The sequence below is a fragment of the Halomonas nitroreducens genome, from assembly GCF_003966155.1.
Lineage (GTDB): Bacteria > Pseudomonadota > Gammaproteobacteria > Pseudomonadales > Halomonadaceae > Halomonas > Halomonas nitroreducens.
On record NZ_RXNS01000008.1, the window covers coordinates 81,995 to 99,694 of the forward strand.

Below are 17,700 nucleotides of genomic sequence, written 5' to 3' on the forward strand. Positions count from 1 at the left end.
CCTGAGAGACGATAGGGCCCTCAGGAGACGGCCGGCCCCCCGGAGCGGGGCGTTGTCGAAGGGCCGGACTCGGGCCAGAATTCCCAACATGGTGTCGCCTCCCTCGTGTTCCCCTCGTATCGAGGAGTCTGGGTGCGCACGGGAGTCTCCACCAGCGACGATCCCTATGGTTGGCATTAGTTGGATTTGAGGCGCTTATGGCCCATCCTCTGCCCCCGCTGAAGGCCTTGCGCGCGTTCGAGGCAGCGGCTCGGCACGGCAGCTTCGCCCTGGCCGCGGAGGAGTTGTGCGTCACGCCGGCCGCGGTCAGTCACCAGGTCAAGCATCTGGAAGCCTACCTGGAGGTGCGGCTGTTCCGGCGCCTCCCAAGGGGGCTGGAACTGACCGAACCGGGCGAACGCCTGCAGGCCGGGGTGAATGGCGCCTTCGAGCGTCTTGGTGAAGCAGTCAGTGCGGTGCGGACCTCGGCGGCCGGGCGGGTCGTGACCCTGAGCATTGCGCCTTCGCTCGCGGCGCGTTGGCTGGTGCCCCGGGTCCAACGTTTCCGCGACCGCTACCCTGACTACGAGCTGCGGATCGATGCCCGGGGGGAGGTTGTGGATCTGAGGCGCGACGATGTGGATGTCGCCTTACGTTATGGGCCCGGCGGTGAGGAGGGACGTGTCGAGCCCCTGCCGGCACAGTCGGTCTTCCCAGTCTGCAATCCCGTGCTTCTCGAATATGGCCCCCCCTTGGAGATCCTGAGGGACCTGGGGCGTCACACCCTACTGCATGTCGAGTGGCGTCATACTTCCCGCCAGGTGCCGGACTGGCGCTCTTGGCTCGAAGCTGTGGATGCCCCGGCCATGGACACCGAGGGCGGCCCGCGGTTCAGCCATCAGGCCATGGCCCTGGACGCTGCGGTGGCTGGCCAAGGCGTTGCCCTGGCCAGCGAGCTGCTGGTCGCGGATGATCTTGCCGCCGGACGCCTGGTGCGCCCCTTGGCTGAATCAGCGCCCCAGGCGTTTCACTACGCCTTGATCTGTCTCCCCGAGATGGCGCAGATACCACGGGTCCGGGCCTTTCGTGATTGGCTGTTCGATGAACTGAGGCAAGCGATCAAAGCTCAGTGAGCAGCTGACGGGACCTCTCCTCGAAGTGGTGAGGTGGGATGAAGGAGCTGCGGTGGACTCCGCGCCGGCCGATCACCAACTGGGTGACGCCGGCTAGGCGATCACCCGTCCGGGGGCCGAGACGATCGGCCATCACCACCGGGTGACGCTGCGCTGTCGGCACTACCCCGCGGCCATGGCCACGGTGGCCAGGCGCTTCCCGGGATGAGCGCGTGGGAGGTGCCGCCTGCTCCGCCGGTGCTATGGCTCCATCTCAACGGACACTGCGACCAAGCTCCCCTGCAGCGGGTGCGCCGCCGTATCCCCTCCGTGGGGAAGCCGGGTCTAGGGGGGGATATCTGGAGGACACGTCGTGGTGTCCCGCCGCGCGGGCAGGGTCTCGCCGATGTGCTCGACCAGGTAGTCGAGGAACTGGCGCACCTTGGGCGAGCGCTGCCGATGGCGGGGATAGACCGCCCAGACCGCGGTGTCGCCGTGGCGATAGGCGTCGAGGACGCTGATCAGCTCGCCCCGGGCCAGGTGCTCCTCGACGTAGTAGTCGGGCAGCTGGGCCAGCCCCAGCCCCTTGAGGACCGCATCGAGCAGCGCCGGGCCGGAGTTGCCGTGCCAGGGGCCGTCGACGCGGACCTCGCGGCGTACGCCGTCCACGTCGAAGCGCCAATGGTCCTTTGAGCCCACCAGGCAGCGGTGTCGGGACAGCTCGGAAAGGCTGTGGGGTTGGGCGATGCGGGTGAAGTAGGCCGGCGAGCCGACCACGTACTCGCGGCGCTCGCACAGCCGACGGGCGATCAGCGAGGAGTCCTCGAGCGCCCCCATGCGGATGGCGATGTCGAAGCCCTCGTCGATGATGTCCACCCGGCGGTTGGTGAAGTGCATGCGGACCCGCAGGCGGGGATGGCGAGCCATGAAGTCGTGGACCAGCGGGGCGAGGAAACGCTCGCCGAAGGTGGTGGCGCAGGTCAGGCCGAGTAGGCCGCTGGGTCGGTCCTGGAGGTCCTTGACCGCGGCTTCGGCCTCGTGGAGGCCTTCGACCAGATGGCGGCAGTGCTGGTAGTAGACCCGTCCCGCCTCGGTCAGACGCAGCCGGCGGGTGGTGCGGTAGAGCAGGGGGGTGTCGAGCTGCTGCTCGAGCTGTCCGACCAGGCGGCTGACATGGGAGCTCGACACCTTGAGCCGTTCGGCAGCAGCCTTGAAGGCGCCCAGGCGTACCACCTCGACGAAGGCCTCGACGCGGTCCCAGCGTTGCATGTGCTGTCCTCTTCATGGATTGTTGCTGTGTGGCAATAATGTGATGACTTTGATGCAGTTTATCGGAGTGTGCGCTCTTGCCTAGACTGCAGGAACCTGACACATCCATTCGAAGAGGACTGCACCATGAAATCACGCGCCGCCGTTGCCCTGGAAGCAGGCAAGCCCCTGGAGCTGGCCGAGATCGACGTAGAGGGCCCCAAGGCCGGCGAGGTGCTGGTGCGCATGGCCGCCACCAGCGTCTGCCACACCGATGCCTTCACCCTATCCGGTGCCGACCCGGAGGGGCTCTTCCCCTCGGTGCTGGGCCACGAGGGCGCCGGCATTGTCGAGGAGGTGGGCGAGGGGGTCACCGGCCTGCGCCCCGGCGACCACGTCATCCCGCTGTATACTGCCGAGTGCGGCCAGTGCAAGTTCTGCCTCTCCGGCAAGACCAACCTCTGCCAGGCGGTGCGCGCCACCCAGGGCAAGGGCGTGATGCCCGACGGCACCAGCCGCTTCTCGCTGGACGGCAAGCCGCTGCATCACTACATGGGCTGCTCGACCTTCAGCGAGTACACCGTGGTGCCGGAAGTGTCCCTGGCGGTGGTCTCCAAGGAGGCGCCGATGGACAAGATCTGCCTGCTGGGCTGCGGCGTCACCACCGGCATCGGCGCGGTGCTCAACACCGCCAGGGTCGAGCCGGGCGCCACCGTCGCCGTGTTCGGCCTGGGGGCCATCGGCCTGGCGGTGATCCAGGGCGCACAGATGGCCAAGGCCAGCCGCATCATTGCCATCGACGTCAATCCCGACAAGTTCGAGCTGGCCCGCCAGTTCGGCGCTACCGACTTCGTCAACCCCAAGGACCATGCCGATCCCATCCAGCAGGTGATCGTCGACATGACCGATGGCGGTGTCGACTACTCCTTCGAGTGCATCGGCAACGTCAACGTCATGCGCTCGGCGCTGGAGTGCTGCCACAAGGGCTGGGGCGAATCGGTGATCATCGGCGTGGCCGGCGCCGGTGAGGAGATCTCCACCCGCCCGTTCCAGCTGGTCACCGGCCGGGTCTGGAAGGGCTCGGCCTTTGGTGGCGTCAAGGGCCGCACCGAGCTGCCGGGGTATGTGGACCGCTACATGAAGGGCGAGATCAATATCGACGACTTCATCACCCATGACATGCCCTTCGAGAAGATCAACGAGGCCTTCGAGCTGCTGCACAAGGGAGAGAGCATCCGTACCGTCCTCCATTACTGAACTGCCTGCAGGAGATTGACGCATGACCATGACCGAACACCTCGAACTGGTCTCGGCCAACCGCTGCTTCGGCGGCTGGCACAAGCGCTACCGCCACCGCTCCCGGGCGCTGGACTGCGAGATGACCTTCGCCATCTATCTGCCGCCCCGGGCCGAGACCGAGCGGGTGCCCCTGCTGTGGTGGTTGTCGGGGCTGACCTGCACCGACGAGAACTTCATGCAGAAGGCCGGCGCGCAGCGGCTGGCCGCCGAACTCGGCATCGCCATCGTCTGCCCCGATACCAGCCCTCGCGGGCTGGACCTGCCCGGCGAGCATGACAGCTATGACTTCGGCTCCGGGGCGGGCTTCTACGTCAACGCCACCCAGGCGCCCTGGAAGGACCACTATCGCATGTACGACTATGTGGCCGAGGAGCTGCCGTCGGTGGTCCGCCAGCACTTTCCGGTCAACGGTCGCGAGTCGATCAGCGGCCATTCCATGGGGGGGCATGGCGCCCTGATCCTGGCGCTGCGTCGGCCGGGGCACTACCGCTCGGTATCGGCCTTCGCGCCGGTGGTCAATCCCTCCCAGTGTCCCTGGGGTCGCAAGGCCTTCGGCGGCTACCTGGGCGAGGATGTCGGCAACTGGACCCAGTACGACGCCTGTGAGCTGGTCGCCCGGGGGGCCTCCCGACAGCCGCTGTTCATCGATCAGGGCGAGGCCGATGACTTCCTCGAGGAGCAGTTGTGCCCGGAGCGCCTCGAGGCGGTATGCGCCGAGCGGGACCATCCGCTGACGCTGCGTCGCCAGCCGGGCTACGACCACAGCTACTTCTTCATCGCCACCTTCATCGACGACCATCTGCGCTACCACGCCCAGCATCTGCACGCGACCCGCTGAGGAGCTGACGGAGCATGCCGCCCGTCGGGGTGGCATGCTACTCTGACGGCCTCTGTCCCGAGGCGACACGCGGATTCTCGAGAGCGACGCGATTATCGCAGTCCACCGGGAACGGCCACCCGATAGGCAAATTTGACATGCCAAAAAACGACACCCGGGGTACATTTCGCTGTGAGCATGCCTGACAGCGACACCTGACGCGGCCGGCATGCCCAACGCCCGGATTCCCAAGAGCAATGACAAACGAATAGGGGCTAAAGATACTTGCGCTGGAGTACCCAAATGACAACCGCTCCCCAGGCCTCACGCACCGCCGTCGTCCCCCAGAGCATCGGCTTTATGCTGTTGGACAACTTCACCCTGATTTCCCTGGCCTCGGCCATCGAGCCCTTGCGCATGGCCAACCAGCTGGCCGGTCGCGAGCTCTATCGCTGGTTCACCCTGAGCCTCGACGGCTCCCCGGTGAAGGCCAGCGATGGCCTTCAGGTCACCCCGGATGCCGCCACCACCGTGCCGCTGGCGCTGGACACGGTGGTCGTCTGTGGCGGGGTCGGGCCCCAGCGCAGCGTCCAGCGCGAGCATGTCACCTGGCTGCAGTCCCAGGCGCGGCAGTCGCGCCGGCTGGGGGCGGTGTGCACGGGGACCTGGGCGCTGGCCCGCGCGGGACTGCTCGACGGCTTCGAGGCCAGCGTGCACTGGGAGTGCCTGGCCGCCATGCAGGAGGCCTTCCCCAAGGTCGCGCTCACCACCCGACTGTTCTCCATCGACCGCGACCGCGCCACCTCCTCCGGCGGCACCGCGCCGCTGGACATGATGCTGACCCTGATCAGCCGCGACCATGGACGCGAGCTCGCGGCGGGCATCTCCGAGATGTTCATCTACGACCGGGTGCGCAACGAGCAGGACCAGCAGCGGGTACCGCTCAAGCACGTGCTGGGCACCACCCAGCCACGCCTGCTGGAGATCGTCGCGTTGATGGAGGCCAACCTCGAGGAGCCCATCAGCCTCGACGAGCTGGCCGACTATGTGAACGTCTCGCGCCGCCAGCTCGAGCGGCTGTTCCAGAAGAACCTGCACTGTTCGCCGTCGCGCTACTATCTCAAGCTGCGCCTGACCCGGGCCCGCCAGTTGCTCAAGCAGACCCCGATGTCGATCATCGAGGTGGCGTCGGCCTGCGGCTTCGTCTCCACGCCACACTTCTCCAAGTGCTACCGGGAATACTTCGGCATCCCGCCGCGGGACGAGCGGCTGGGCAGCAGTGCCGTGGACCTGGTGCCGGTGACCCTGGGCAAGGAGACGGCAGCCATCCTGCAGTCCGCCTCCTACGAGCCGGTCGCCAGCGAGCCGGTGTCAGCGGCGATGACCGCCCTGGCCCAGGCCCAGGGCGAGCCCACCTATGCCAGCGTGCGGCTCAGAACATGAGCGAGGCCTGATGCGGGGCTGGTGGCGTCGGGCGGCGCGGGCCCTGGGGCTCGCCCTGCTGGGTTGGGTGGGGCTGTCGGTCTTGCTGGTGCTGATGTTCCGGGTGGTGCCGGTGGGGGGCTCCATGGTCATGCTCGAGCGCAAGGTGGAGGCCTGGCGCGGCGGTACCTCGCTGGACATCCGCCAGGACTGGCGCCCCTGGTCCCAACTTTCCAGCCAGGCCAAACTCGCGGTGATCGCCGCCGAGGACCAGCGCTTCCCCGTGCATCACGGCTTCGACCTCGTCGAGTTGCGCCGCGCCGTCACCGCCAGCCTCAACGGCGGCGACCTGCGCGGTGCCAGTACCCTCAGTCAGCAGACCGCCAAGAACCTCTTCCTGTGGACCGACCGCAGCTGGGTGCGCAAGGGGCTGGAGGCCTGGTTCACCCTGCTTATCGAGATGCTGTGGCCCAAGCAGCGGATCCTCGAGGTCTACCTCAACATCGCCGAGTGGGATGATGGGGTCTTCGGCCTGGAGGCCGCGTCCCGCCACTACTTCGGCGTCTCCGCATCGCAGCTCAGCGTCGTCCAGGCCAGTCGCCTGGCCGCCATCCTGCCCAACCCCCGCGGCTGGAGCGCATCCCGTCCCGGCTCACACGTGCTGGGTCGCAGCGCCTGGATCCGCCGCCAGATGCGCAACCTGGGCGGCCCCGGCTATCTCGACCGGCTCTAGGCGCCTGCCGGACTCAACGCTGAGCTGCTGCGAACCCAGGGCTTTCGGCCAACCTGATTCGATCGATTGCGTTAACTAGCGCGCTATTCGCCTCTATCGATCGATAAACCTGACTCGAATCCCGTGATTCGCGTGACGCTCGGTCAAGCCCGGCAGGCCCCTCGCCCTTTCCCGCCATGTCGCGATCGCGACGGCCATGACGCTTTTGGAATTTTCCCGGTCGCTTCCAGGCGCCGAGCCCGGGGGGGCGAGGGATATGCTGCCGGCAAGTTCATGCACCATTCCGGAGCCCCGTCATGACCCCAGCCGAGCTGCACCAGGACGCCATCGTCATCGATGGCCTGATCATCGCCAAGTGGAACCGCGAGCTGTTCGAGGATATGCGTCGCGGCGGCCTCACCGCCGCCAACTGCACCGTCTCCGTCTGGGAAGGCTTCCAGGGCACCGTCGACAACATCGTCAAGACCAATGCCCTGATGGCCGAGTCCAGCGATCTGGTGCGCCCGGTGCGGACCACTGCCGACATCACCCGGGCCAAGGAGGAGGGCAAGACCGGGATCATCTACGGTTTCCAGAATGCTCATGCCTTCGAGGACCAGATCGGCTACGTCGAGATCTTCAAGCAGCTCGGCGTGGGCATCGTGCAGATGTGCTACAACACCCAGAACCTGGTGGGCACCGGTTGCTACGAGCGTGATGGCGGACTCAGCGGCTTCGGCCACGAGATCGTCGCCGAGATGAACCGCGTGGGCATGATGTGCGATCTCTCCCACGTCGGCGAGAAGACCTCCACCGAGGTCATCGAGGCATCCACCAAACCCGTCTGCTACTCCCACTGCCTGCCCTCGGGGCTCAAGGACCATCCCCGCAACAAGTCCGATGCGGAACTGAAGTTTATCGCCGACCATGGCGGCTTCGTCGGCGTGACCATGTTCACCCCCTTCCTGCGTGCCGGCGTCGACGCCACCGTCGACGACTACGTCGAGGCCATCGAATACGTGATGAACATTGTCGGTGAGGACGCCATCGGCATCGGCACTGACTTTACCCAGGGCCACGACCAGAACTTCTTCGAGTGGCTGACCCACGACAAGGGCTATGCCCGTCGCCTGACCCGCTTCGGCAAGATCATCAACCCCGAGGGAATTCGCACCATCGGCGAATTCCCCAACCTCACCGAGGCGCTCTCGCGCCGTGGCTTCAGCGAATCCCAGGTCCGCAAGATCATGGGCGAGAACTGGGTCCGCGTGCTGCGCGATGTCTGGGGGGCATAAGGCTCGAGGTGTGAGGGGCGAGCCATCCTGCTGGCCAAAGCCCAAAGCCCAAAGCCCAAAGCCCAAAGCCCAAAGCCCAAAGCCCAAAGCCCAAAGCCCAAAGCCCAAAGCCCAAAGCCCAAAGCCCCGAGCGGTACCGCCAACGGCAACTGCCCGAAGCCCCATAACAATCAGCAAGATTCGAGGAATACGATCGTGACCAAGATGGCCCCCGAACTGCCCATCGAAGTGGACGCCGAGACCGGCGTATGGTCCACCGATGCGCTGCCCATGCTCTACGTGCCGCGCCACTTCTTCATCAACAACCACGTGGCCGTCGAGGAGGCCCTGGGCGCCGAGAAGTACGCCGAGATCCTCTACCACGCCGGCTACAAGAGCGCCTGGCACTGGTGCGAGAAGGAAGCCGAGCTGCATGGGCTCGACGGCGAGGCGGTGTTCGAGCATTACATGAAGCGTCTGTCACAGCGCGGCTGGGGGCGCTTCATCACGGAGGCCATCGACCTCGAGGCCGGCACCTGCCGGGTGCGGCTCGAGCACAGCGCCTTCGTCTACCAGTTGGGCAAGGTGGGCCGCAAGGTCGAGTACATGTTCACCGGCTGGTTCGCCGGGGCCATGGATCAGATCCTTGCCGCCCGTGGCAGTGAACTGCGCACCGTGGCCGAGCAGGTACAGAGCGCTGCCGAGGAAGGCTGCGACGTCGGGGTGTTCGTCACCCGTCCGCTCGACACCCTGCAGGGCTGAGGAGACATCACCATGGCATTCGACGCGATCTTCCAGCCGATCCAGATCGGCAACCTGACCATCCGCAACCGCGTGGTCAGCACCGCCCATGCCGAGGTGCATGCCACCGATGGCGGCATGACCACCGACCGCTACGTCAAGTACTACGAGGAGAAGGCCAAGGGCGGCTGTGGGCTGTGCATCTGCGGCGGCTCCTCGGTGGTCTCCATCGACAGTCCCCAGGCCTGGTGGAGCTCGGTCAACCTGTCCACCGACTGCATCATCCCGCACTTCCAGAATCTTGCCGACGCCGTGCACAAGCATGGTGGCAAGATCATGATCCAGATCACCCACATGGGGCGCCGCTCGCGCTGGGACGGCTTCGACTGGCCGACTCTGCTGTCGCCCTCCGGTATCCGCGAGCCGGTCCACCGCTCCACCTGCAAGACCATCGAGGAGGAGGAGATCTGGCGCATCATCGGCGACTTTGCCCAGGCCGCACGGCGGGCGAAGGAGGGCGGGCTGGACGGCGTCGAGCTGTCCGCCGTCCACCAGCATCTGATCGACCAGTTCTGGAGCCCGCGGGTCAACAAGCGCGAGGACCAGTGGGGCGGCAGCTTCGAGAACCGCATGCGCTTCGGCATGGAAGTGCTGAAGGCGGTGCGCGCCGAGGTCGGCGATGACTTTGTGGTGGGCATGCGCATCTGCGGCGACGAGTTTCACCCGGACGGCCTGTCCCACGACGACATGAAGCAGATCGCTGCCTACTACGACGCCACCGGGCAGGTCGACTTCTTCGGCGTGGTGGGCTCGGGCTGCGATACCCACGACACCTTGGCCAACGTCATTCCCAACATGGCCTATCCGCCGGAGCCCTTCCTGCACCTGGCGGCCGGCATCAAGGAGGTGGTCAAGGCGCCGGTGATCCATGCCCAGAACATCAAGGACCCCAACCAGGCCGAGCGCATCCTGGAGGGGGGCTACGTGGACCTGGTGGGCATGACGCGGGCCCACATCGCCGATCCCCACCTGATCGCCAAGATCAAGATGGGCCAGGTCGACCAGATCAAGCAGTGCGTGGGCGCCAACTACTGCATCGACCGCCAGTACCAGGGGCTGGACGTGCTGTGCATCCAGAACGCCGCCACTTCCCGGGAGTACCTGGGCCTGCCGCATATCATCGAAGCCAGTGAGGGCCCCAAACGCAAGGTGGTGGTGGTCGGCGGCGGGCCCGGCGGCATGGAGGCGGCGCGGGTGGCCGCCGAGCGGGGCCACGACGTGACGCTGTTCGAGGCCGCCGAACAGCTCGGCGGGCAGATCACCACGGCGGCCAGGGCGCCACAGCGTGACCAGATCGCCGGCATTACCCGCTGGTACCAGCTCGAGCTGGCACGGCTCGATGTGGATCTGCGTCTGGGCACCCGGGCCGACGAGGCCACCATCCTTGACCTGCGCCCCGACATCGTCGTGCTCGCCACCGGTGGCCAGCCGTACCTGGAGCAGTATCCCGAATGGGGCTATTCGGAGAACGCCGAGGAGAGCCTGGTGGTCAGCACCTGGGACATCCTCGATGGCCGGGTCGCGCCGGGCAAGAACGTGCTGATCTATGACGCCCTTTGTGAGTTCGCTGGCATGTCCGCGGCGGACTACCTGGCCGACAAGGGAGCCAAGGTCGAGATCGTCACCGACGACATCAAGCCCGGCGCGGCCGTGGGCGGCACCACCTTCCCGACCTACTACCGCAGCCTCTACGAGAAGGAGGTGATCATGACCTCCGACCTGATGCTGCACAAGGTCTACCGGGAGGGTGACTCACTGGTGGCGGTGCTCGAGAACGAGTACACCGGCACCCAGGAGGAGCGCGTGGTCGACCAGGTGGTGGTGGAGAACGGCGTGCGTCCCGACGAGGCCCTCTACTACGCCCTGAAACCCCAGTCCCGCAACAAGGGGCAGGTGGACCTGGAGGCTCTCTATGCCATCCAGCCCCAGCCGTGCCTGAGCGAGGAGGGCGAGGGACCGCTGCTGTTCCGGCTGGGTGACTGCACCGCGCCGCGCAACACCCATGCGGCGATCTACGACGCCCTGCGCCTTTGCAAGGACTTCTAGGCGAGCCCGGACGCGGCGCCTGACGCCGTCAGCGGCCCAGCGACCCGGTCGGCCATGACCGGGTCGCCCAACAATTCCAAGATTGCGAGGTGAGCCGAGATGCTCGATACCCTCCTGCCGATCCTGATCGCCGCCGCCCTGGCGCTGGCGGTGATCGGCGCCGGGCGGCGTGTCCGCCTGTGGCGCCAGGGGCGTCCCGCCCGGGTCCCCCTGCTCAAGGGACTCGCCGCCATGCCGCGGCGCTATCTGGTGGACCTCCACCACGTGGTGGCCCGCGACAAGGTGATGTCCAACACCCACGTGGCCACCGCCGGCGGCTTCGTCGCCGCGGCGGCACTGATGATCCTGGTACATGGCCTGGGCCTGGCCGAGGGCGTGCTCGGCTGGCTGCTGCTGGCGGCCAGCGCGACCATGTTCGTCGGCAGCTGCTGCGTGGCGCGGCGGCGTCGCAACCCGCCGTCACGGCTCTCCAGGGGGCCGTGGATGCGCCTGCCGAAGAGCCTGATGGCCTTCTCGCTTGGCGTCTTCGCCGTGACCCTGCCAAGCGTCGGCCTGCTGCCCGAGGACTTCGGCAGCTGGCTGCTGGCGCTGGCCCTGGCCGCGGTGGTGACCTGGGGACTCGCCGAGATGGTCTTCGGCATGACCTGGGGCGGGCCCATGAAGCATGCTTTCGCCGGCGCCCTGCACCTGGCCTTCCACCGTCGCGCCGAGCGCTTTTCCACTAAGAAGGGGGGGAGCGGCCGTTCCACCGGCCTCAAGGCCCTGGACCTGGACGATCCCGAGGCGCCGCTGGGCGTCGAGAACCCCGCCGATTTCACCTGGAACCAGCTGCTGGGCTTCGATGCCTGCGTGCAGTGCGGCCGCTGCGAGGCCATGTGCCCGGCCTTCGCCGCCGGTCAGCCACTCAATCCCAAGAAGTTGATCCAGGACATGGTGGTGGGCATGGCCGGGGGCAGCGATGCCGCCTATGCCGGCAGCCCCTATCCCGGCAAGCCGGTGGGCGAGCATCAGGGCAGTACCCATGGGCCCATCGTGGCGCGGGAGGGCAAGGCCCTGGTGGACGCCGAGACCCTGTGGTCGTGCACCACCTGCCGGGCCTGCGTCGAGGAGTGCCCGATGATGATCGAGCACGTCGATGCGATCGTCGACATGCGCCGCTTCCTGACCCTGGAGCACGGCAACACGCCCAACAAGGGCGCCGAAGTCCTCGACAACCTGATCGCCACCGACAACCCTGGCGGCTTCGACCCGGGGGCGCGGATGCACTGGGCCACCGACCTGGAGCTGCCGCTGATGGCGGACCGGCAGCAGGTCGACGTGCTGCTGTGGCTGGGCGACGGGGCCTACGACATGCGCAACCAGCGCACGCTGCGGTCGCTGGTCAAGGTGCTGCGCGCCGCCGGCGTCGACTTCGCCGTGCTCGGCAACGAGGAGCGCGACAGCGGCGACGTGGCACGTCGCCTGGGTGACGAGGCAACCTTCCAGAGCCTGGCCAAGCGCAACATCGCCACCCTGGCCCAGTACCGCTTCCAGCAGATCGTCACCTGCGACCCGCACAGCTTCCACGTGCTGGGCAACGAGTACGGCGAGCTGGGCGGTCACTACCGGGTCTATCATCACACCACCTTCATCGCCGAACTCTACGAGGCGGGCCGCCTGACCTTCCGTCCCTGGAAGAGTGGCAGCGTGACCTACCACGATCCCTGCTACCTGGGCCGCTACAACGGTGAGTACGAGGCGCCGCGCAACGTCCTGCGTGCCCTGGGCATCCAGGTCACCGAGATGGAGCGCTCCGGCTTTCGCTCGCGCTGCTGTGGCGGTGGCGGCGGCGCGCCGATCACCGACATCCCCGGCAAGCAGCGGATCCCGGACATGCGCATGAACGACGTGCGCGAGACCGGCGCCGAACTGGTGGCCGTGGGCTGTCCCCAGTGCACAGCCATGCTGGAGGGGGTGGTCGACAGTACCGCCGAGGTCCGCGATATCGCCGAGCTGGTGGCCGATGCCCTGGTCGAGGCGCCTTCCGGCCCGGCCGGCCGCGGCGAGGAGCAGATGCGGACGGTCCGTCCGCTGGCCGAGGAGGTAGCGTAATGTGCGACATCCAACGTCGTGATCCCCGCCAGGAGTGGATCGCCCGCAACCGCCTGCACCCCCGGCATCTCGAAGTGCTGGCGGATCTTGGCGGTCAGGCCGGCGGAGGGGCGGCCCGTGAGTGGATGGGGCCGCATGGCCTGATCCGCAGGAACCCCCATGGTGCGGGCTTTATCGGGCCCAATGGCGTGAAGCGCATCGACCGCAGTGGCGGCCAGCAGGGTCAGGGCGCCAGCGGTGCCCGTGCCTCGACCGCCGCCAGCAAGCCGCGGGTCGATATCGAGGTGCCGGCCTTCCTGGTGGCCGTGGTGCCGGATATGGCCGGCGGACGCCTGACCGGCCACGACCGCGACCTGCTGGGGCTGGCCCGGCAGCTGGCCGATGCCGACCCGACGGCCCGTGGCGCAGTGCTGGCCGTGGTCTTCGGTGAGCACAAGGAGGACGACTTCGCGGGGGCCGGTGTCGACCGCCTGTTGCACCTCGCCGAGATCGACGGCTTCGCCCCCGAGGCCTGCCTCGGCGCGCTGGTGGCGGCCGAGCAGGCCTGGACCCCACGGCACTGGCTGCTGCCGGATTCCAAGCTGGGCGGGGCCGACCTGGGGCGGCGCCTGGCGGCACGGCTCGGCGAGCGCCCGGCCACCGCTGTCTGGCAGCTCGACGCCGACGGCGAGGCACCCCTGGGCTGGCGCTGCACCGCCCGCGGGGCGGCGGGAACCCTGGATTTCCAGCGGCCCCTGCCTCGCCTGGTACTGGCCCTGGCCGAGTGTGCCGAACCGGTCAGCGAGACGCGCCACGCCGCCGAGCCCCTGGCGCTGTCCGTGGCCCTGCCCTCGCAGCTGGCGCGCATCGAGGACCTCGGCCAGGTGGCGGTCGACCCCGCCGGGGTGGCGCTGTCCGAGGCCGAGTTCATCCTCTCCGCCGGCAACGGCGTGCGTGACTGGGACGCCTTCCACCATGCCGCCGAGGTGCTGGGGGCGACGGAGGGAGCGTCCCGGGTGGCCGTGGACGACGGCTTCATGGCCCGCGACCGGCAGGTCGGGGCCACCGGCACCTGGGTCACCGCCCGGGTCTACGTGGCGGTGGGGATCAGCGGGGCGATCCAGCACCTCCAGGGCATCCAGACCTGCGACAAGGTGGTGGCCATCAACATGGATCCCGGTTGTGACATGATCAAGCGCGCCGACCTGGCGGTGATCGGTGACTCGGCCAGGGTGCTCGAGGCCCTGGTCGCCCTGGTGGAGCAGTCAAGGGAGGAGAAGCGCAATGCAGCCTGATACGCATCACGAGGGATCTCTCGCGGTGACCGTGCTGGTCTCCGTGGGGCGTCATCCGCTGACCGGGCGCGGCCGGCGCGCCGACCAGGATGCCCGCGGGGTGGAGCTGGCGCGCACCCTGAGGGGCGCCGAGGTCGAGCTGCTGCACGCCGGCCGCCTCGACGAGGGCAGTGAAGCGGCCCTGCGTGGCTACCTGGGCATGGGCTTCGATGCCCTCTCGCTGCTCGAGCAGCCCGCCGGGGCCGACGTGCTGCCCGCCCTGGCCGAGGCCCTCGAGGCGGCGGGGCCGCAGCTGGTGGTCGCCGGCGAGCGGGCCGAGCAGGGCGAAGGATCGGGCCTGCTGCCGTACCTGCTTGCCGAGCGACTGGGCTGGCCGCTGGTCAGTGGCCTGGCCGCCGTGGAAGACGTCGAGCACGGCGTCGCCACGCTGTTGCAGGCCCTGCCCCGGGGCCAGCGGCGCCGGCTCAGGGTTCGCCTGCCGGCCATCGTCACCGTCGACGCAGCGGCCCCGGCGCCGCGCCAGAGCGCCTATGGCCCGGCCCGTCGAGGCCGCCTGGACGTCCAGGCGGCACCGGTGATGGACGACGTCGATCTGGCCCAGTGGCCGGCCCAGCCGGCGCGCAAGCGGCCCAAGCGTCTGAAGATCGTCAAGGCCGCCTCGGCCCGCGACCGGTTCAAGGCCGCTGCGGCCAAGGCCGAGGGTGGTGGGGGCCAGGTGCTCAGCGATGTCACCCCGGAGGAGGGGGCCGAGGCCATCTTCAAGCTGCTCAAGGAAGAGGGCGTGCTGCGCTAGGTGCACGCCCTTCGCTGCCGTAACGCAAAGGCCCCGGTCATCGACCGGGGCCTTTCTACTGGGGGACAGGATAGGCTCAGGGGGCGATCCGCTGGCTGGCATCGGTGAAGCCCATCAGGGAGATGTCCAGGTCCATGCGGTTGCCGCGGGGGCCGACCAGGCTCAGGGTCGCGCTGCTACCGGAGCGCAGCGCCTCGAGCAGTGACGGCTCCACCGGGAGGTCGGCGCGACAGCCCTGGCGCAGGCAGACCTGGTAGGGGAACTGGGCCGGCTGGGCACTGCCTGCGCTCAGCTGCAGGCCGGGCGCGAGGCGCACGCCCAGCGGCAGCAGGAAGGTCATCGCCGGGCGCCCCTCGAGCTGCGGCGGGTAGGCGACCACCACCCGCATCATGGGCTGGTCACTGTCGGCGTTGGTGACCACCTGGTTCATGGTGCAGTTGCCCTGGCTGCTGTCGCTCGGGCAGACCACCTCCCAGTCATTGAATTGCTCGGTGGTGACATCGGTACGGGCCTGCTCCGATGAGGCCTGCTGGGCGAAGGCGTTGGGCGCCAGGGCCAGCAGCGACAGCAGGCCGGTCAGGCACAGGCGGCGGGCAACAGGGTTCGGCATCGGTGGTATCTCCTTGGCGTGGGTGGCCATGAACGTTCGATCGGGTCATGCAGCCGCGGCCGGCGCCCGGCATGGGGCCGCCTGCCGGGCGATGGCCCGGACGGGAACTCCTACCATGCCCCCTCGACCCCCTCGAGGTCGAGTCCCGAGCGGATTTCGCCGGCCTCCCGCGGTGGCGTGGCGGGGGAGGGGGGCAAACGACGACCCCGGCAGGGGCCGGGGTCGTCGAGACGTGCGGGGGACCGTATCACGCAGCCGGGGCGAGCCCCAGGCTGCGATGTTCCTCCCGCAGGCTCTTCACCAGACCCACGCACATGACCAGCAGGATGAAGGTGAAGGGCAGGCCGGTGGCCACGGCTCCCGCCTGGAGGGCGCCGAGGGCCTTGTCACCGCCGCCGTAGAGCAGGATGCCAGCGATCACCCCTTCCAGGGTCGCCCAGAAGACCCGCTGGCTGCGCGGGGCGTCGACCTTGCCCCCGGCGGTGATGTTGTCGATCACCAGGGAGCCGGAGTCGGAGGAGGTGATGAAGAACACCAGTACCAGGACGATGGCCATGGTGGAGGTCAGGGTGGACAGCGGCAGGTGCTCGAGCATCTGGAACATCGCCAGCGAGACCTCGCCGATGCCGTCGGCCAGGGCGCCGACGCCACCCGCGGACTGGGCGAGGGCGTTGCCGCCGAAGGCGGACATCCACACGATGGTGACCAGGGTGGGCACCAGCAGCACCGCCATCAGGAACTCGCGAACGGTGCGCCCACGGGACACTCGGGCGATGAACATGCCGACGAAGGGCGACCAGGAAATCCACCAGGCCCAGTAGAACACCGTCCAGCCGTGGAACCAGGTGCTGTCCTCGCGGCCGACCCAGCTGGACAGCGGTACGATGCGGCTCAGGTAGGCGATGCTGGTGTCCCACAGGCCGTTGACGAACATCATGGTGGAGCCGGTGATCACCACGAATACCAGCAGCAGCAGGGCGATCACCATGTTGATGTTGGAAAACAGCTTGACGCCGCCGTCGATGCCGCGCCACACCGAGAACAGCGCTACGCCAGTGACGCCGACGATGATGGCGATCTGGGTGCCCAGGGTGTTGGGCACGTCGAACAGGTAGTTGAGCCCGCCGGCCGCCTGGGAGGCGCCGAAGCCCAGCGAGGTGGCCAGGCCGAAGATGGTGGAAAGCACCGCGACGATATCGATCACGTGGCCGAACCAGCCGCGTACCCGCTCGCCGAGCAGCGGCGTAAAGGCTGAGCGAAGGGTCAATGGCAGACCGCGGTTGTAGGCGAAGAAGGCCAGCGACAGGCCGACCACGGCATAGATGGCCCAGGGATGCAGGCCCCAGTGGAACATGGTCGCGCCGATGGCGGCGCTGGCCCCCTCGGGAGTGCCGGCGGCGGCATTCAGCGGCGTGCCGTACCAGTCGGTGTAGTAAGCGACCGGTTCGGCCACGCTCCAGAACATCAGGCCGATGCCCATGCCGGCGGCGAACAGCATGCTGAACCAGGACAGCGTGGAATGCTCGGGCCGGGCTCTTGGGCCGCCCAGACGGATGCGCCCGAGGGGCATCACGATCAGTGCCAGGCACAGGATCACGAAGACGTTGCCGGCGATCATGAACAGCCAGTCGAAGTGCTCGATGGCAAAGCCGCGTGCTGCTGTCAGCTGAGTGTTGGCGGCGTCGGGGTAGACCAGGGCGTAGAGGATGAAGGCCAGGATGGCCAGGGCGGAGAAGGGAAAGACGGGGTTGTGGAAATCCAGCCCCAGGATCTGCTTGTTGTCCTGGCCGGGGGTCAGGATGGGGTCGTCGTCATGCGTCATGCGAGGTCCTCTTTTGTTGTTGTCGCGTGGATCATGTTTGAGACGCTTTGTTGTCGTTTTTTACCGGATAGGCGTGAGCTTCTTGTTAATTAAGCATCGAAATATGGCCACCATCATCGATTTTCGTCATTGGAATCGGGGTGATTGGAATGCCGTCAATCGAAGAAGGCTATTTCGGATGGCTTGAAGGGGTAAAGCTAATGTTTCTAAGCGATAGGCTTACCATTGGTAACCTATCATCGGCTATCTACCCGTCATGTCTCGGTCGGTTATTCATCCGGAAACTACCCGGACAAACGCCGAACATTCTCGGCGCGAGCGGAACCCGGGGGGTGTCGCGAGAACGACCTCCGGATGGGCGTTACCGTCACGACGGCGACGATGTCTCGATCAGGCATGC

14 protein-coding genes are annotated in these 17,700 nt (G+C 67.6%); 11 read left to right on the forward strand and 3 right to left on the reverse strand.

Annotation, left to right across the window (positions count from 1 at the left end; all coding sequences use genetic code 11):
* The first annotated feature begins 197 nt into the window (after positions 1-197).
* Entirely contained in the window at positions 198-1,112 is a 915-nt protein-coding gene (gene gcvA / locus EKG36_RS09840) for a transcriptional regulator GcvA (RefSeq protein ID WP_126483565.1), read from the forward strand.
* A 324-nt stretch (positions 1,113-1,436) separates the two neighbouring features.
* Here the strand turns inward: gcvA and EKG36_RS09845 are convergent, their stop codons facing one another.
* Entirely contained in the window at positions 1,437-2,360 is a 924-nt protein-coding gene (locus EKG36_RS09845; RefSeq protein WP_126483567.1) for a LysR family transcriptional regulator, read from the reverse strand.
* Positions 2,361-2,486: 126 nt separating this feature from the next.
* Between EKG36_RS09845 and EKG36_RS09850 the strand changes: the two genes are divergently transcribed.
* The 10 genes from EKG36_RS09850 (at position 2,487) to etfB (ending at position 14,868) form a co-directional block, all read left to right on the forward strand.
* The gene (locus EKG36_RS09850; RefSeq protein ID WP_126483569.1) at positions 2,487-3,596 is read left to right on the forward strand and encodes an S-(hydroxymethyl)glutathione dehydrogenase/class III alcohol dehydrogenase; all 1,110 of its coding nucleotides are present in this window, start codon (positions 2,487-2,489) and stop codon (positions 3,594-3,596) included.
* 22 nt (positions 3,597-3,618) lie between these two features.
* Positions 3,619-4,476, forward strand: a complete 858-nt coding sequence (gene fghA, locus EKG36_RS09855) for an S-formylglutathione hydrolase (RefSeq protein WP_126483571.1) — start codon at positions 3,619-3,621, stop codon at positions 4,474-4,476.
* A 282-nt stretch (positions 4,477-4,758) separates the two neighbouring features.
* Positions 4,759-5,898: a choline metabolism transcriptional regulator GbdR gene (gene gbdR / locus EKG36_RS09860; RefSeq protein WP_126483573.1), complete on the forward strand. Its 1,140-nt coding sequence runs from the start codon at positions 4,759-4,761 to the stop codon at positions 5,896-5,898.
* Positions 5,899-5,908: 10 nt separating this feature from the next.
* Positions 5,909-6,610, forward strand: coding sequence for a monofunctional biosynthetic peptidoglycan transglycosylase (gene mtgA, locus EKG36_RS09865; protein WP_126483575.1), 702 nt, complete (start codon positions 5,909-5,911; stop codon positions 6,608-6,610).
* A 296-nt stretch (positions 6,611-6,906) separates the two neighbouring features.
* Positions 6,907-7,884, forward strand: coding sequence for a dipeptidase (locus EKG36_RS09870; RefSeq protein ID WP_126483577.1), 978 nt, complete (start codon positions 6,907-6,909; stop codon positions 7,882-7,884).
* Between the two features lie 195 nt (positions 7,885-8,079).
* Positions 8,080-8,625, forward strand: coding sequence for a 4-vinyl reductase (locus EKG36_RS09875; protein WP_126483579.1), 546 nt, complete (start codon positions 8,080-8,082; stop codon positions 8,623-8,625).
* Between the two features lie 12 nt (positions 8,626-8,637).
* Entirely contained in the window at positions 8,638-10,710 is a 2,073-nt protein-coding gene (gene dgcA, locus EKG36_RS09880) for a dimethylglycine demethylation protein DgcA (protein ID WP_126483581.1), read from the forward strand.
* Positions 10,711-10,809: 99 nt separating this feature from the next.
* A complete protein-coding gene (locus EKG36_RS09885) occupies positions 10,810-12,801 on the forward strand; it encodes a (Fe-S)-binding protein (RefSeq protein WP_126483583.1) in 1,992 nt (663 codons plus the stop codon).
* Entirely contained in the window at positions 12,801-14,075 is a 1,275-nt protein-coding gene (gene etfA / locus EKG36_RS09890) for an electron transfer flavoprotein subunit alpha (RefSeq protein WP_126483585.1), read from the forward strand. Before EKG36_RS09885 ends, etfA begins: the two co-directional genes overlap by 1 nt.
* A complete protein-coding gene (etfB, locus tag EKG36_RS09895; RefSeq protein ID WP_126483587.1) occupies positions 14,065-14,868 on the forward strand; it encodes an electron transfer flavoprotein subunit beta in 804 nt (267 codons plus the stop codon). Before etfA ends, etfB begins: the two co-directional genes overlap by 11 nt.
* Before the next feature lie 76 nt (positions 14,869-14,944).
* On the opposite strand, the gene EKG36_RS09900 is transcribed toward etfB, so the two are convergent.
* Together EKG36_RS09900 and EKG36_RS09905 are read right to left on the reverse strand one after the other, a co-directional pair.
* A complete protein-coding gene (locus tag EKG36_RS09900; protein ID WP_126483589.1) occupies positions 14,945-15,478 on the reverse strand; it encodes an invasion associated locus B family protein in 534 nt (177 codons plus the stop codon).
* Positions 15,479-15,725: 247 nt separating this feature from the next.
* Complete coding sequence (locus tag EKG36_RS09905; RefSeq protein ID WP_126483591.1) at positions 15,726-17,300, reverse strand: BCCT family transporter; 1,575 nt, start codon at positions 17,298-17,300, stop codon at positions 15,726-15,728.
* Between the last annotated feature and the right edge of the window lie 400 nt (positions 17,301-17,700).

Excerpts from the sequence above, each read along its gene's own strand:
- gcvA (WP_126483565.1), top strand. The coding sequence starts at position 198 with ATGGCCCATCCTCTGCCCCCGCTGAAGGCCTTGCGCGCGTTCGAGGCA.
- EKG36_RS09845 (WP_126483567.1), bottom strand. The coding sequence starts at position 2,360 with ATGCAACGCTGGGACCGCGTCGAGGCCTTCGTCGAGGTGGTACGCCTG.
- EKG36_RS09850 (WP_126483569.1), top strand. The coding sequence starts at position 2,487 with ATGAAATCACGCGCCGCCGTTGCCCTGGAAGCAGGCAAGCCCCTGGAG.
- fghA (WP_126483571.1), top strand. The coding sequence starts at position 3,619 with ATGACCATGACCGAACACCTCGAACTGGTCTCGGCCAACCGCTGCTTC.
- gbdR (WP_126483573.1), top strand. The coding sequence starts at position 4,759 with ATGACAACCGCTCCCCAGGCCTCACGCACCGCCGTCGTCCCCCAGAGC.
- mtgA (WP_126483575.1), top strand. The coding sequence starts at position 5,909 with ATGCGGGGCTGGTGGCGTCGGGCGGCGCGGGCCCTGGGGCTCGCCCTG.
- EKG36_RS09870 (WP_126483577.1), top strand. The coding sequence starts at position 6,907 with ATGACCCCAGCCGAGCTGCACCAGGACGCCATCGTCATCGATGGCCTG.
- dgcA (WP_126483581.1), top strand. The coding sequence starts at position 8,638 with ATGGCATTCGACGCGATCTTCCAGCCGATCCAGATCGGCAACCTGACC.
- EKG36_RS09885 (WP_126483583.1), top strand. The coding sequence starts at position 10,810 with ATGCTCGATACCCTCCTGCCGATCCTGATCGCCGCCGCCCTGGCGCTG.
- etfA (WP_126483585.1), top strand. The coding sequence starts at position 12,801 with ATGTGCGACATCCAACGTCGTGATCCCCGCCAGGAGTGGATCGCCCGC.
- etfB (WP_126483587.1), top strand. The coding sequence starts at position 14,065 with ATGCAGCCTGATACGCATCACGAGGGATCTCTCGCGGTGACCGTGCTG.
- EKG36_RS09900 (WP_126483589.1), bottom strand. The coding sequence starts at position 15,478 with ATGCCGAACCCTGTTGCCCGCCGCCTGTGCCTGACCGGCCTGCTGTCG.
- EKG36_RS09905 (WP_126483591.1), bottom strand. The coding sequence starts at position 17,300 with ATGACGCATGACGACGACCCCATCCTGACCCCCGGCCAGGACAACAAG.